Raw genomic sequence first — 14468 nt, 5'->3', positions numbered from 1 at the left:
TCAAGGTAACAAGTGGGCGGATTCTATCAGACAGCAAAAAGCCGGCTGGACTCTTGAGCGTTCAGCCGGCTTTCGGGTTCAGCGGTTACTGCCTGGCGGCGAGCAAACGCTTGTGGCGATTGCGCCGCGCGATGTTCAGGCACTCGATCACCGCCGAGAACGCCATGGCCGCATACACGTAGCCTTTGGGCACGTGAGCGCCGAAGCCTTCAGCGATCAACGTCATGCCGATCATGATCAGGAAGCCCAGGGCCAGCATCACGACCGTCGGGTTGTCGTTGATGAACTTGGCCAGCGGTTCAGCCGCCACCAGCATCACGATGACCGAGGTCACCACAGCAATGATCATGATCGGCAAATGCTCGGTCATGCCCACGGCGGTGATGATGCTGTCGATGGAGAACACCAGGTCGAGCATCAGGATCTGACCAATCGCCGCAGCAAAGCCGATGGTCACCACGTTGCCGGTGGTTGCCTTTTCTTCCGGCTCGGGGTCCATGCTGTGATGGATCTCGGTCGTTGCCTTCCACACCAGGAACAGGCCACCAGCGATCAGGATCATGTCTTTCCACGAAAACGCCTGGCCGAAGATCTCAAATACCGGGGTCGTCAACTGCACGATAAACGCGATAGTACTCAACAGGCCCAGGCGCAACACCAGCGCCATGCTGATGCCGATACGGCGCGCCTTGGCTCGGTGCTTCTCGGGCAACTTGTTGGTGAGGATCGAAATAAAGATCAGGTTATCGATGCCCAGCACGATTTCCATGACGATCAAGGTGGCCAGTGCCACCCAGGCGGTGGGGCTGGCGGCCAGTTGTAAAAGGTAATCCATAGGTCAGTCCTGACGTTGTGCTGGGGAATTAGGCTTCTTTATTGCCGGTTTCAGGTTCTTTGTCTTCCTGATCCGCCTTTTTTTGCGGACTGATCAGGCCTTGCGTCGCCTCACTCAATGCCTGCTCGGCGGCTTTGTGGGTGTCATCAATGGCTTGCTTGGCCGACTCGGTGGCCTTGCCCATGACTTGCTGGGCGCTTTTTTCGACTTGATCACAGCCGCTGATCACCACCAATGAAAGCGCAAGTAAGGCCGCCGCGCCCAGAGAATTGAGTTGCATGCTGTATTCCTCGTTAGAACCAGTGGGTCCAAATAGTGGCCCCTCGATAGCGAGGCATTCTATGCAGTCGAACAATTCAGTAAAATTCGTATTTTTCTCGTATATACTTCGATTTTTACGAAGTGTAGTCCACGATGCTTAATTATCGACAACTGCATTATTTTTGGGTGGTGGCCAAGACCGGCAGCATCGTGCGCGCCTGTGAGCAATTGAACCTCACGCCCCAGACCATCAGCGGGCAGATCAGCCTGCTGGAGCAGACCTTTGGTATCGCGCTGTTTCAGCGCGTCGGCCGCCAGCTTGAACTCACCGAAGCCGGGCGCCAGGCCTTGCCCTACGCCGAGCAAATGTTCCAGACCGGCAACGAACTGGAGGCGATGTTGCGCGCGCAGCCCAATGAGCAGCAGATCCTGTTCAGGGTCGGCGTGGCGGATGTGGTGCCCAAATCCATCGTTTACCGGCTGATCGCCCCCACGATGGAGCTGAGCGAACAAATCCGTATCACCTGCCGCGAGGACAAACTCGAACGTTTATTGGCCGACCTGGCGATTCAGCGCCTCGACCTGGTGATCTCCGACAGCCCCATGCCCACTCACTTGGACATCAAAGGCTACAGCCAGAAACTGGGGGAGTGTGGCATCAGTTTTTTCGCCACCCAGGCGTTGGCCGACCAGTACGGTGGTGATTTCCCAAAATGTCTGCAGGGCGCGCCGCTCTTGATTCCGGGGGCCGAGACGGTGGTGCGCAGCCGCTTGCAGCGCTGGTTCGCCGAGCAGCAGATTCAACCGAAGATCATCGGCGAGTTCGATGACAGTGCGTTAATGCAGGCGTTTGGCCAATCCGGCAGCGGGATCTTTATCGCCCCCAGCGTGATTGCCGACGAGGTGGTGCGCCAGTACGGGGTGGCGCTGATTGGCCAGACCGATGCGGTGACCGAGTCGTTCTACGCGATCTCGGTGGAGCGCAAGGTCAAGCACCCCGGCATTGTGGCGATTACCGAAGGCGCTCGACGCGAGTTGTTTACCGCCCTGCCCTGACGATTCAGGCGTTGGATGCGACCGGCTGCCTGGCGGTCATCAGCCACAACGCCAGCAGGATCGACACCAGGATAAACCCGGACGCCGCAAAGCCCAGGCTGCCAAGGCCGAGGGTGTCGATCACATGCCCGCCGACCATTGCCCCCAGGCCAATCCCCAGGTTGGCTCCGGCAATATTCAACGACGCCGCAAACGCCGGTGCATGGGGCGCGGCCTTCATCAGCCGCACGTGGCTGACCAGGAACAGCGCCGCCTGGGTCACGCCCCACACCGCCATCGCCGCCGCGAGGCCGACGGTGGAATGAATCGCCGGGACCAACGCCACCATGCCCGCGATCATGAACCCACAGAACACCATGGACGCGATCAACGGGTGGCGATCCACTGCGCGCCCGCCGAGTGAGTTGCCGATCAGGCCTACCGCGCCAAACCCCATCAGGCACCAGCCGACCAATGTGCCGTCAAAGCCGGCCAGACGCTCAAGAATGTCCGCCAGGTAGGTGTAAGCGGTGAACATGCCGCTGAACACCAGCACTGACAGCAGGATATGCCCCTGCATCAACGGGTTGCGCAGAATCTTGAATTGCGAGCGCAGTGTCACTTGGTCGTTCTTGGGCGGGGTCACCGGCAGGTAGATAAACAGCAACAATGCCTTGGCCAACGCCACCACCGCCAGAATCGCAAACGCGATACGCCAGCCGAACATGTCGGAAATCAGCGTGCCGACCGGAATGCCGAACACCGTGGCACAGACGATGCCGAAGCCGATTTTTTCAATGGCTCGTCCGGCGTATTCGGGGCCAACAATGTCCACCGCCGTCTCGCTGGCCAAGGCCCAGAACACCGGCAACCCCAAAGCCGGAATCAACCGCGCGAATGCCATCACCCAAATATTCGGCGCCAGCGCCGCCAGGGTATTGGCCACGCCGAACATGATCAGGATGCTGATAAACAAGCGCTTGCGTGGGAAGCGCGCGCAGTACGCCGTCAGGAACGGACCGAACGCCGCCACGGTAAAGGCGAACAAGGTCACCAACAAACCCGCTTGGGACACGCTGACATTCAGGTCCCGGGCAATCGATGGCAGCAGGCCCACGATGACGAATTCTGTGGTCAACACAGTAAAGCCGGCGGCCGACAGCAGCAGGATGGGAAACAACATAAAAACTCCAGAAACGACGACATCAACGACAGCCCGAAGGGCTCGCTGACGGAGAGGAAAGATGAGAGGCAAGAATGTTAACAGAGTATGTCTGGATTTTGCCAAAGCCTGCGGGTGCGGGTGACGCAATGCCGCACCGAACGGGACGCTTCCTACAGCATGTTAGACTCCGCACCTACTGCCTACAGCACTTTCCGCCTGCAATGCTGCGTTCTATTAAAAAAACTAGAGACAACTGTTTATGACTGCTGCCCCTTCCCTGTTACAACGACTTATGCGCGTCAGCCTGGTTACCCAAATTGTCTTGGGCTTGCTTGCCGGGATTCTATTGGCCCTGTGGATGCCCGAGGCTGCCCGCGCTACCGGGTTTATCGGCAAGGTGTTCGTCACGGCCCTGAAAGCCGTTGCGCCGATCCTGGTGTTCGTACTGGTCATGGCGTCGATCGCCAACCATAAACACGGCCAGGAAACCCATATCAAGCCGATCCTCTTCTTGTACCTGCTCGGTACCTTTGCGGCTGCCGTCGTGGCGGTGGTCGCCAGCACGCTGTTCCCGTCGTCCCTGGTGCTTGCCACCCATGACGTCGCGGTAAGTGCTCCCGGCGGCATCGGCGAGGTGTTGCAAAGCCTGCTGTTGAGCGTGGTGGATAACCCGGTGAGCGCGCTGATGAATGCCAACTTTATCGGCATTCTGGCGTGGGCCATCGGCATGGGCATCGCGATTCGCCATGCCGGCGAAACCACCCGCACCGTGCTCGACGACCTGTCCAACGGCGTAACGCTGATCGTGCGCGTGGTGATTCGTTTCGCGCCGCTGGGGATCTTCGGCCTCGTGGCCTCAACCCTGGCCACCTCCGGTTTTGGTGCCCTGCTCGGCTACGCTCACCTGCTGGTGGTGTTGATCGGCTGCATGCTGTTCGTGGCATTGGTGGTCAACCCGGCCATCGTGTTCTGGAAGCTGCGCCGCAACCCCTACCCGCTGGTGCTGATGTGCCTGCGTGAGAGCGGCATCACCGCTTTCTTCACCCGCAGCTCCGCGGCGAATATCCCGGTGAACCTGGCGTTGAGCAAACGCCTGGGCCTGCATGAAGACACCTATTCGGTATCGATCCCACTGGGCGCCACCATCAATATGGCCGGTGCCGCAATCACCATCACCGTACTGACCCTGGCGGCCGTGCATACCTTGGGCATCACCGTCGACCTGCCGACCGCCGTATTGCTCAGCGTGGTGGCAGCGGTGTGTGCCTGCGGGGCGTCGGGCGTGGCCGGTGGCTCGTTGCTGTTGATTCCCCTGGCGTGCAGCCTGTTCGGTATTCCCAGCGAGATCGCCATGCAGGTCGTCGCCGTAGGTTTCATCATTGGTGTGTTGCAGGATTCGGCGGAAACCGCGCTCAATTCGTCCACCGATGTGCTGTTTACCGCCGCCGCATGCCTGGGCCAGGAAGAACAGCCGGCTTAACCATCAGGCGTAAAAAAGCCCGGGGCGGTTCGTTGAAGAACCGCCCCGGGCTTTTTTTGTACCTGGGTGCTTAGAACGCGCCCATGTAATCGCGCTTGCCCACTTCGACACCGTTGTGACGCAGCAAGGCGTAAGCGGTGGTGACGTGGAAGAAGAACTGCGGCAGGCCGTAGGTCAGCAGGTAGGACTGGCCGCTGAAGCGCTTCTCTTTCGGGGTGCCTGGGCGGGTGATGATCTCGATGCCTTCCTTGCCGTCGATTTGCTCGGGCTTGATCGTGTCGACAAACGCCAGCACCTTGGCGATCAGGGCTTGCAGGTCGGCAAAGGTCACTTCGCTGTCTTCGTACTTCGGCACTTCAATCTCGGCCAGGCGTGCGGAAACGCCCTTGGCGAAGTCGACGGCGATCTGCACCTGGCGCACCAGTTGGAACATGTCCGGGAACAGACGCGCCTGCAACAGAGCATTGGGCTCGATGTTCTTGGCGGTGGCATGGGCTTCGGCTTTGTTCAGCACATCGCTCAGGGCGTTGAGCATTTGCTTGAAGACCGGGATGGAGGCGGCGTACAGGGAAATAGTCATGACAGTCTCGCGGTGATGGCAGGGTGTGTAACCAGCGGCGATTATAGACATGCCAGCTGCGTGTGCAGCTTGTCTTTTATTTTTTCAGGATTAGGCTAGGTGCGGGCGCTCTCAATGAGTTTCCCCGTCGCGCCGGGTTGTGCCTTAACGCGGGCCCTGCGTTGCCGGCCTTGGAAAGGGAACAACCATTCCCAGCGGCCTGCGTCTTGCCTGGCCCGCTTTGAGGCGACAACACGACGGGAACACTCATTGAGAGCGCCCCCTCTTACTGCATAGGGAAAGCGCGATGACCGCCGAGCACGCTACCGACACCCCAGAACCACGCCTGAACAGCACGGAAATCCGCATCCTGGGCTGCCTGATCGAAAAACAGGCGACCAACCCGGAAACCTACCCCCTGACCCTGAATGCATTGGTGCTGGCCTGCAACCAGAAAACCAGCCGCGAGCCGGTGACGAACCTCAGCCAGGGCCAAGTCGGGCAAAGCCTGCGCGCGCTGGAAGGCCAAGGTTTCACGCGCCTGGTCATGGGCAGCCGGGCCGACCGCTGGGAGCATCGCGTCGACAAGGCACTGGAGTTGGTGCCGGCCCAGGTGATACTGATCGGGCTGCTGTTTCTGCGCGGGCCGCAGACGGTCAATGAACTGCTGACCCGCAGCGGGCGCATGCATGATTTTGAAGATGCCGAGCAGGTGGTGCACCAGCTGGAGCGCCTGATTGCGCGTGGGCTGGCGCTATTGGTGCCGCGTCAGGCAGGGCAACGGGAAGATCGTTACACCCATGCGCTGGGCGATCCGGCGGATATTGAGGTGATTCTGTCGGCGCGGGGTCATGCGGTGGAGCGCTCGGCCGGTGCCGTCTCTTCGGATCGTATCGAAGAACTTGAAGCCCGAATTGCCGCATTGGAAGAGCGCCTCACGCAGCTGGAACAGGCTTAACACGGTCAACCTGTGGGCGCTGGCTTGCCAGCCCCCACATGGGTTTTGCCGGGTTCGCTAGGCTCGGGCAAACGCCACGGCTTGTTCAAACTGCGCCTGCGTCGGCCGCACGCCGGTGTACAGCACAAACTGCTCCAACGCCTGAATCGCGATCACTTCCAGCCCGGTAATCACCCGCTTACCCTGGGCGCGGCCACGCACAATCAGCGGTGTTTCGGCCGGGATCGCCACCACATCAAAGACGGTGTCAGCAGCATCCACAGCGTCAGCCTCAAAGGCTAACTGGTCGGCTTCCGCCCCGCCGGTCATGCCAATCGGCGTCACGTTGACCAACATCTGCGGGCGCAAATCACCCAATTGCGCTTGCCACTCATACCCCAGACCTTGTGCCAACGCCCGGCCTGCCGCCTCATTGCGCGCGACAATCACGCCGTTGGCATAACCACCGTCGCGCAAGGCACTGGCCACGGCCTTGGCCATGCCGCCGCTGCCACGCAGGGCAAAGCTCGAGTCTTTTGGCACCGCGTGCTTTTTCAGCAGTTGTTCGATAGCAATATAGTCAGTGTTGTAGGCCTTGAGATGGCCGTTGGTGTTGACGATGGTGTTAAGGGAGGTGATGGCCTTGACCGACTCGTCCAGCTCGTCGACCAAGGCGATACTGGCCTCCTTGAAGGGCATGGACACACCGCAACCACGAATGCCCAGCGCCCGAATACCACCGATCGCACCGGGCAAATCCTGGCTACTGAACGCTTTATAATAAAAATTCAAACCCAGCTGTTCGTACAGATGGTTATGGAAACGCAAGCCAAAATTCCCAGGCCGCGCCGACAATGACATGCACAGTTGGGTGTCCTTGTTGGGGTGTATCTGCATGGGTAACTCCTTAAGTAAGCAATTCGGTACAGATCCTTACACAACCTTTACCTATCGGCCGTGCTGTTTTTCAGAAATACGTTGTCTTAAAAGTATCCCCGCGACAATCCTTGAGTCTATTGATTGCAGACCACAAGCGCAGGGGCTAACCGAGGAATGACCATGATCCGTAAAATCCCCAAAATCGCCTTGCTTATCGGCGCACTCGCTATGGCAGGCCAAGCCTCCGCCCACGGTGGTGGTTGGGGTGGCCCGGCCGTGCTGGGTGCTTTGGTCGGCGCCGCCGTAGTGGGCTCCGTGGTTGCCAGCCAATCCCAGCCGGTCTACGTGCAGCAACCGGTGTATGTCCAGCCGCAACCGGTGTACGCCGCGCCGCCGCCGGTCTACTACGCACCGCCACCGCCGGTGTATGTGCAACAACAGGTTTATTACCGCCCGGCGCCGGTCTATTACGGCCCACCGCGCGGCTATTACGGTCCTCCCCACGGCTACTATGGTCGCGGCTGGTAACACGCAATTGAGCTGACAGACACAGGCCTCGCCGACACGCGGGGCCTTTTTTTGCCTGAAAAGTCCGGATTCGTCCTGCCAAGGTCGCTATGAGGACAATGTTCCGCGAGTAATCGCACATGATTATGGCCAATGCCCCCTTGCTCGAAGGCGCCTCGCGCTGTCATGTTTGTGTCACCCAACACTCTCACTATCGACACTGTCCACCCAATAACAACAAGGACGACTGACCATGCCCACGCAAAACCCCCATCGAACCGCTGGCCTGTGCACATCCAGCAAGGTCTACAGCGCACTGACCGAACTCAAGCACCTTGAGGGCCACCGCAGCGCAAAATTCCTCTCGCTGCTGGCGGAAAACCTGGTGCGTAAAGGGCTGCTCAGTGAACAGGAAGTGGTTTCCATGCTCGATCAAGTGGTGGATTGACGCCTGGCGTTAATGTCGACTATCGAGACTGGTGATTTTTCCTACGGGCAAACAGCCAGTATGGTGAACTCCATCGCCATTGGAGGTATTTATGCCTACTGTTCAGATCATGTCCGTCATCGGCAGCGCAGTCCCCGCCCCTCTTCGTGAGCACGGCTTGCTGGCCTGTTGGTATCTGGTGCGCGATGGCGAGCCCATCAGCGGCCCGCTCACCTCGTTGTCCGCCGCCGAAAAACAGCTGCAGCAAGCGTCGAACTTCAGGCTCCACGCTTGAGCGTCACTCGCTGTAACGTCTAGGGCAACGGCAGTTTGACCCGTGGTTTGCTTTCCACGAACAACGCCCAACTGGACATAAACAGCGCCGCTACCAGCGGGCCGATCACAAACCCGTTCAGGCCGAACACCGACAGGCCGCCCAAGGTCGAGATCAAAATCAGGTAATCCGGCATCTTGGTGTCCTTACCTACCAGGATCGGGCGCAGCACATTGTCCACCAAGCCAATCACGAACACGCCGAACAGTCCCAGCACCACGCCCTGCCAGATCGACCCGCTCAAGAGGAAGTAGGCAGCCACCGGCGCCCATACTATTCCTGCGCCGACCGCCGGCAACAGCGAAAGAAACGCCATCAGCACCGCCCAGAGCAACGCACTGGGAATGTCCAGAAACCAGAAGATCAACCCTCCCAGCGCACCTTGGGTCACCGCCACCAGCACGTTGCCCTTGACCGTCGCGCGTACCACCCGGTTGAACTTGAGCTGCAACCGACGCTTTTGCGGCTCGGCCAGCGGCACCGCCGTACGGACCTTGCGCACCAGTTCCGGGCCGTCGCGCAGCAGGAAAAACAGCAGATACAGCATGATGAAAAAGCTCACCAGGAAATCAAACGTACCCTGGCCGAAGCTGAATGCCTGGGTTGCAAAGAACTGGCTGCCTTGCATTGCACTCTTGACGATTTTTTCCCGCAGGCCTTCCAGGTTGCCCATGCCGAAGCGGTCAAGCAGGTGCTGGAAGTACGGCGGCAGCACGTTTTTGAACTGCTCGATATACCCCGCCACATCCAGCTTTCCGCTCTCGATATTGTTATAGAGGGTCGCGCCCTCTTGCACCAGCAGCACGCTGGTAATGATCACCGGCAAAATGGCAATCAGCAGGCACACCGTCAGGGTGGCCAGGGATGTCAGGTTGCGGTTCCAGCCAAACCGCAGCTGCAGGCGCCGCTGCATCGGGGCAAAGATAATGCCGAGGATCACCGCCCAGAACACCGCGCCGTAGAACGGCAGCAATATCCAGATAAAGGCGATGGTCACCAGGGCCAGCAACAACAGCAGGGTTTTGAATTGCAGGTTCGTTTGGTTCATGTCCGGTCCATGTCAGAAAAGCAAAGGGCCTTCGTAAGCCCTGATGCTTAGTCCGCTGCGAAACCTGGGAGTGCCCTTGTTTATAGAACGAGCATAGACCGCATCGCTCAATGGCTTGAGGCATCCGACCGCGCCTCACTCAATAGAGCACTTATTCCGCAGGGCGCACGCCGGTGCCCATCAGGCGATCCGTTTCGGAGCGCTGCGTCCAGGGCTTTACGTACGGCTCGGAGGCGCTTGAGGTATCGCGCGCGCGTCACGAACCCGCTGGCGATACAAAATCAGCAAAAGGACGATCTGGATCAATAAAAGCGGCTGCCGGCTCCTTTACCCTCGCGACCTTTTACGACTTGAGCCCATGCCCCCTGTGATCGCCCCCGAGTTGCTCGCCCCCGCCGGCACCCTGAAAAACATGCGCTATGCCTTCGCCTACGGCGCCGATGCGGTCTACGCCGGCCAGCCGCGTTACAGCCTGCGGGTGCGTAACAATGAGTTCGACCATGCCAACCTGGCGCTCGGCATCCACGAAGCCCACGCACTGGACAAACGTTTCTACGTGGTGGTGAATATCGCGCCGCACAACGCCAAACTGAAAACCTTCCTCAAAGACCTGGCCCCCGTCATCGCGATGGGCCCGGATGCGCTGATCATGTCCGACCCGGGGCTGATCATGCTGGTGCGGCGCCACTTCCCCTCGATGCCGATTCACTTGTCGGTGCAGGCCAACACGGTGAATTGGGCCAGTGTGGAGTTCTGGCAGCAGCAAGGCATCTGCCGGGTGATTCTGTCGCGGGAGCTGTCACTGGAAGAGATCGGTGAAATTCGCCAGCACGTGCCGGCGATGGAGCTGGAAGTGTTCGTGCACGGTGCTTTATGCATGGCCTATTCCGGGCGCTGCCTGCTGTCCGGGTACATGAACAAACGCGACGCCAACCAGGGCACCTGCACCAATGCCTGCCGTTGGAAATACCAGGCCATGCCGGCGGTGGAGAACGCCACCGGCGATATCGTCCAGGAATTTCAGCCTACGCTGGGAATCGGCGCGCCGACCGATCAGGTGTTTCTGCTCCAAGAAACCCAGCGCCCCGATGAACAGATGCCCGCGTTCGAGGACGAGCACGGCACCTACATCATGAACGCCAAGGACCTGCGCGCGGTGCAGCATGTGGAACGCCTGACCCACATGGGCGTGCATTCGCTGAAGATCGAAGGCCGTACCAAATCCCACTTCTACTGCGCGCGCACCACCCAGGTGTATCGCAAAGCCATTGATGATGCGGTGGCCGGCCGAGCCTTTGACCGTAACCTGATGACCGACCTGGAGTCCCTGGCGCAACGCGGCTACACCGAAGGTTTTTTGCGCCGTCATGTGCATGACGAATACCAGAACTACCAGAACGGCAGCTCGGTATCGGAACGTCAGCAGTTTGTCGGCGAATTGACCGGCGAGCGCCGGGGCGAGCTGGCCGAGGTCAAGGTGAAAAACCGCTTTGCCGTGGGTCATCACCTGGAACTGATGACCCCCGCCGGAAACTTTCACTTCGACCTGGCCACGCTGCACAACGCCCAGGGCGAAGCCATCGAGGTGGCGCCCGGGGATGGGCACACCGTTTATGTGCCGCTGCCGGCGCAGATGGACCTGCAGTTTGGCTTGCTGATGCGGGATATCTGACAGGGCGCCGGCCTGGTTTTAACGCCAGACAACCCTGCCGCCAAGCCAGATGTGGTCAGATCCGGAACTGACCGACAAGCTGCCCCAACCGCTGGCCGAGGTCCGCCAGGCTACGTGAGGTCTGGGCACCCAGTTGGGTTTCATCAGCCACGCTGTCCACCGCCACGGCGATCTGATGCACGCTGCGGTTGATCTCTTCGGCCACGGCGGTCTGTTCTTCCGCCGCGCTGGCAATCTGCGCGTTCATGGAATTAATCGTGCCGATCAATTGGGCCATGGTGTCCAGCGAGGCCCCTGCTTCGTTGGCGCGGGCTGAGGTGCCGTCGCCCGCATCGCTGGAGCGGCGCATCGAATCTACAGCGGCTTCGGTGCCTTTTTGCAGGCGGTCGATCATGCCCTGGATTTCCTGGGTGCTGGTCTGGGTGCGACTGGCCAGGGCGCGGACCTCGTCGGCGACCACGGCAAAACCACGCCCGGCCTCGCCGGCCCGCGCGGCTTCGATGGCAGCGTTGAGCGCCAGCAGGTTGGTCTGCTCGGCAATCGAGCGGATTACGCCAAGCACACTGACAATCGACGACACGTCCTGTTGCAGGCTGTCGAGGGACACGCCGCTGCTGCGAATATCGTTCACCAGGGCATGGATCTGCGCGATGCTGCCGTCCACCACACGCTTGGCGGCCTGGCCTTCCACATCGGTTTGCTGTGCCGCCACCGACGCACCCTGCGCACTGCGCGCGACTTCTTGCGCAGCGGAAGACATCTGGTTGATCGCGGTAGCGACCTGATCGGTTTCATGGCGCTGGCGCTCCATGGCCTGCTCGGAACGCTGGGCCTGGTCCGACACCTGGCTCACCAGGCCGGTGAGCTGCGCAGTCATCTCGGTGATCTGGCGCACCAGGCTGTGGATCTTGTCGACAAAACGGTTGAATGCGCCGGCCAGATCGCCCAGTTCGTCCTGACTGGTAATGGCCAGGCGGCGGGTCAAGTCGCCCTCGCCCGCCGCGATATCGTCGAGGTTGGCTTTCATCAGGTTCAGCGGACGCAGGATGGTATTGGCCGTCACCATGCCCACGGCAGCAATCACCAACAGCACCACCACGGCCACGCCGAGAATACTCAGCAGCACGCCCTCCATGCGTTTCTCGACCTTGGCCTCGACCACCGCCACCTGGGCTTCAATGCCGTCGAGGTTGACCGACGTACCGATCACCATGTCCCACTTCGGCAGGTACTCGGTGTAACCCAGCTTGGGCACCAGTTCGGTCTGCCCCGGCTGGGTCGAGCTGTATTGCAGGTAGTGAGTGCCGTCTTTGCCGACCTTGACCAGGTCGCGGTTGACGTAGACCCCATTGGGGTCGCGGTTGTCCTTGAAGCTCTTGCCAACGCCGTCCGGGCTGTTGCCCTTGAACAGGCGAATGGTCTCGGAGTCGTAGCCGAAGAAGTAGCCATCCTTGCCGTAGGTGGTGTTGGAGAGCAGTTTGACCACCTCCGCCCGCGCGGCGGTGTCGCCCGGCGCGGCAGCATCGTAGAGCGGCTTGATGGTGGTCATGGCCACTTCCACATAACTTTTCAGCGTGGTTTTGGCGTCGTTGAGCAGGCGCTGGCGGGTTTCATCCACCTCGTTGCGCGCCTGGCCCTGGAGCATCCACACGGTGGTCAGGCTGATGACCACCGCAAACAGCAACACCGGCACTACGGCGAGGGACAGGACTTTGGCCTTCAAACTCAGACGCATGGCTTTTCTCTCTTATTCGTGGCGACTTGAGAGGTTAACGGCCAGTTACAAATTATCTGTAGGTTAGAGCGTCATCGCAGCAATCCAGCCAAACGCCAGCAATGGAATGTTGTAGTGCAGGAAAGTCGGCACCACCGTGTCCCAGATATGGTGGTGCTGGCCGTCGATGTTCAAGCCGGAGGTCGGGCCGAGCGTTGAGTCTGACGCAGGCGAGCCGGCGTCGCCCAGCGCACCGGCCGTGCCGACAATGCACACGATGGCCAACGGGCTGAAGCCCAGTTGCACACAAAGCGGTACGAAAATCGCGGCAAGAATCGGCACCGTGGAAAACGACGAACCAATGCCCATGGTCACCAGCAGGCCTACCAGCAGCATCAGCAACGCGCCCACCCCACGGCTATGGCCGATGAATGCCGCCGATGTTTCCACCAGCGAACGCACATCACCGGTGGCTTTGAGCACTTCGGCAAACCCCGAAGAGGCGATCATGATGAAGCCGATCATCGCCATCATTTTCATGCCTTCGGTAAACAGGTCGTCGGTCTCACGCCAGCGCACGATGCCCGACACCGAGAAGATCAGGAAGCCGGCCAGGGCACCGATAATCATCGAGTCCAGCCACAGTTGAATAATGAACGCCGAAGCAATCGCCAGCCCGGCCACCAGCAAGGTCAGCGGGTTGTAATGCACCGCGACTTGCTCGACCCGCTCGATTTTTTCCAGGTCGTACACGCGCTTTTTGCGATAGCTGACAAACACCGCCACCAGCAGGCCGACCACCATGCCTAACGCGGGCAGGCCCATGGCGTGGGTGACATTGACCTGGCTGATGTCCACGCCGCTCTTGGCCACATTGGCCAGCAGGATCTGGTTAAGGAAGATATTCCCGAAGCCTACCGGCAGGAACATGTAAGGCGTGATCAGGCCGAAGGTCATCACGCAGGCGATCAGGCGGCGGTCCAGTTGCAGCTTGGTCAACACGTATAACAGCGGCGGCACCAGCAACGGGATAAACGCGATATGGATCGGCAGGATGTTCTGCGACGCAATCGCTACCACCCACAACAGGCCGATCAGCAGCCATTTGACGTGGCTGCCGCCGCTGGCTTCCTGACGATCGACTAATAGCAGCGCCTTGTCCGCCAAGGCATGAGCCAAGCCGGATTTGGCAATCGCCACCGCGAAAGCGCCGAGCAAGGCGTAGGACAGCGCCACGGTCGCACCGCCGCCCAAACCACCGTTGAACGCCTTGAGCGTGGCCTCGATGCCAAGGCCACCGGTCAAGCCACCCACCAGGGCGCCGACAATAATGGCGATGACCACATGCACGCGGGACAGGCTGAGCACCAGCATGGTGCCGACCGCGGCGATGACTGCGTTAATCATGGTTACCTCAAGACAGAAACATAAAAACCAGGCATACCCGCGCCCGGGCGGCCATTGAGGTGGCGCCAGCGTGCAGGCTTTAAGAGGTCTTATTAGAGGGCGCGCACTTTGCAGCAGCCGGGCGCGCATGTCAAAAAACGGCGTCGCTTTTCAGCTTTCAATTGAACGTTTAAACAATAAAGAAAGCCGAAAAGCGGCCGATAGCCTG

At 60.0% G+C, this 14468-nt stretch carries 15 protein-coding genes; 7 read left to right on the top strand and 8 right to left on the bottom strand.

Going from position 1 to position 14468, the window contains the following annotated elements; all coding sequences use genetic code 11:
* Positions 1 to 85 precede the first annotated feature (85 nt).
* Positions 86 to 835 carry a TerC family protein gene (locus tag CPH89_RS21210; protein WP_053255432.1) on the bottom strand — a complete coding sequence of 250 codons (750 nt, stop codon included), beginning with the start codon at positions 833 to 835 and terminating at the stop codon, positions 86 to 88.
* A 28-nt stretch (positions 836 to 863) separates the two neighbouring features.
* Positions 864 to 1115 carry a hypothetical protein gene (locus CPH89_RS21205; RefSeq protein ID WP_053255431.1) on the bottom strand — a complete coding sequence of 84 codons (252 nt, stop codon included), beginning with the start codon at positions 1113 to 1115 and terminating at the stop codon, positions 864 to 866.
* Positions 1116 to 1249: 134 nt separating this feature from the next.
* Between CPH89_RS21205 and nhaR the strand changes: the two genes are divergently transcribed.
* Positions 1250 to 2152 carry a transcriptional activator NhaR gene (nhaR, locus tag CPH89_RS21200; RefSeq protein WP_053255430.1) on the top strand — a complete coding sequence of 301 codons (903 nt, stop codon included), beginning with the start codon at positions 1250 to 1252 and terminating at the stop codon, positions 2150 to 2152.
* A 4-nt stretch (positions 2153 to 2156) separates the two neighbouring features.
* Here nhaR and CPH89_RS21195 read toward each other — a convergent pair whose 3' ends face one another.
* Positions 2157 to 3314, bottom strand: a complete 1158-nt coding sequence (locus CPH89_RS21195) for an MFS transporter (protein ID WP_053255429.1) — start codon at positions 3312 to 3314, stop codon at positions 2157 to 2159.
* Between the two features lie 241 nt (positions 3315 to 3555).
* Here CPH89_RS21195 and sstT point away from each other — a divergent pair, with 241 nt between their 5' ends.
* Entirely contained in the window at positions 3556 to 4776 is a 1221-nt protein-coding gene (gene sstT / locus CPH89_RS21190; protein ID WP_053255428.1) for a serine/threonine transporter SstT, read from the top strand.
* A 70-nt stretch (positions 4777 to 4846) separates the two neighbouring features.
* Here the strand turns inward: sstT and CPH89_RS21185 are convergent, their stop codons facing one another.
* Positions 4847 to 5356 carry a DUF1993 domain-containing protein gene (locus CPH89_RS21185; protein WP_053255427.1) on the bottom strand — a complete coding sequence of 170 codons (510 nt, stop codon included), beginning with the start codon at positions 5354 to 5356 and terminating at the stop codon, positions 4847 to 4849.
* A gap of 286 nt (positions 5357 to 5642) precedes the next feature.
* On the opposite strand from CPH89_RS21185, the gene CPH89_RS21180 reads away from it, so the two are divergent.
* Positions 5643 to 6293 (top strand): YceH family protein, encoded by a 651-nt coding sequence (locus tag CPH89_RS21180; RefSeq protein ID WP_053255426.1) that lies wholly within the window; start codon positions 5643 to 5645, stop codon positions 6291 to 6293.
* Between the two features lie 57 nt (positions 6294 to 6350).
* Here the strand turns inward: CPH89_RS21180 and CPH89_RS21175 are convergent, their stop codons facing one another.
* A complete protein-coding gene (locus CPH89_RS21175) occupies positions 6351 to 7169 on the bottom strand; it encodes a shikimate 5-dehydrogenase (RefSeq protein ID WP_053255425.1) in 819 nt (272 codons plus the stop codon).
* 156 nt (positions 7170 to 7325) lie between these two features.
* Between CPH89_RS21175 and CPH89_RS21170 the strand changes: the two genes are divergently transcribed.
* The 3 genes from CPH89_RS21170 (at position 7326) to CPH89_RS21160 (ending at position 8380) form a co-directional block, all read left to right on the top strand.
* Entirely contained in the window at positions 7326 to 7679 is a 354-nt protein-coding gene (locus CPH89_RS21170) for a hypothetical protein (protein ID WP_053255424.1), read from the top strand.
* A gap of 232 nt (positions 7680 to 7911) precedes the next feature.
* The gene (locus CPH89_RS21165; protein ID WP_053255423.1) at positions 7912 to 8106 is read left to right on the top strand and encodes a hypothetical protein; all 195 of its coding nucleotides are present in this window, start codon (positions 7912 to 7914) and stop codon (positions 8104 to 8106) included.
* Positions 8107 to 8197: 91 nt separating this feature from the next.
* The gene (locus CPH89_RS21160) at positions 8198 to 8380 is read left to right on the top strand and encodes a hypothetical protein (RefSeq protein ID WP_053255422.1); all 183 of its coding nucleotides are present in this window, start codon (positions 8198 to 8200) and stop codon (positions 8378 to 8380) included.
* A 19-nt stretch (positions 8381 to 8399) separates the two neighbouring features.
* On the opposite strand, the gene CPH89_RS21155 is transcribed toward CPH89_RS21160, so the two are convergent.
* Positions 8400 to 9467 carry an AI-2E family transporter gene (locus CPH89_RS21155; RefSeq protein WP_053255421.1) on the bottom strand — a complete coding sequence of 356 codons (1068 nt, stop codon included), beginning with the start codon at positions 9465 to 9467 and terminating at the stop codon, positions 8400 to 8402.
* Between the two features lie 358 nt (positions 9468 to 9825).
* Between CPH89_RS21155 and trhP the strand changes: the two genes are divergently transcribed.
* A complete protein-coding gene (gene trhP, locus CPH89_RS21150; protein WP_053255420.1) occupies positions 9826 to 11139 on the top strand; it encodes a prephenate-dependent tRNA uridine(34) hydroxylase TrhP in 1314 nt (437 codons plus the stop codon).
* A 55-nt stretch (positions 11140 to 11194) separates the two neighbouring features.
* On the opposite strand, the gene CPH89_RS21145 is transcribed toward trhP, so the two are convergent.
* Both CPH89_RS21145 and CPH89_RS21140 read right to left on the bottom strand, forming a co-directional pair.
* The gene (locus tag CPH89_RS21145; RefSeq protein ID WP_053255419.1) at positions 11195 to 12874 is read right to left on the bottom strand and encodes a methyl-accepting chemotaxis protein CtpM; all 1680 of its coding nucleotides are present in this window, start codon (positions 12872 to 12874) and stop codon (positions 11195 to 11197) included.
* A 63-nt stretch (positions 12875 to 12937) separates the two neighbouring features.
* The gene (locus CPH89_RS21140) at positions 12938 to 14257 is read right to left on the bottom strand and encodes a Na+/H+ antiporter family protein (RefSeq protein ID WP_162232023.1); all 1320 of its coding nucleotides are present in this window, start codon (positions 14255 to 14257) and stop codon (positions 12938 to 12940) included.
* Between the last annotated feature and the right edge of the window lie 211 nt (positions 14258 to 14468).

The sequence above is a fragment of the Pseudomonas fluorescens genome (assembly GCF_900215245.1).
GTDB lineage: Bacteria > Pseudomonadota > Gammaproteobacteria > Pseudomonadales > Pseudomonadaceae > Aquipseudomonas > Aquipseudomonas fluorescens.
The sequence above is the reverse complement of the archived record's forward strand: the minus strand, read 5'-3'. Positions and strand labels throughout refer to the sequence as shown.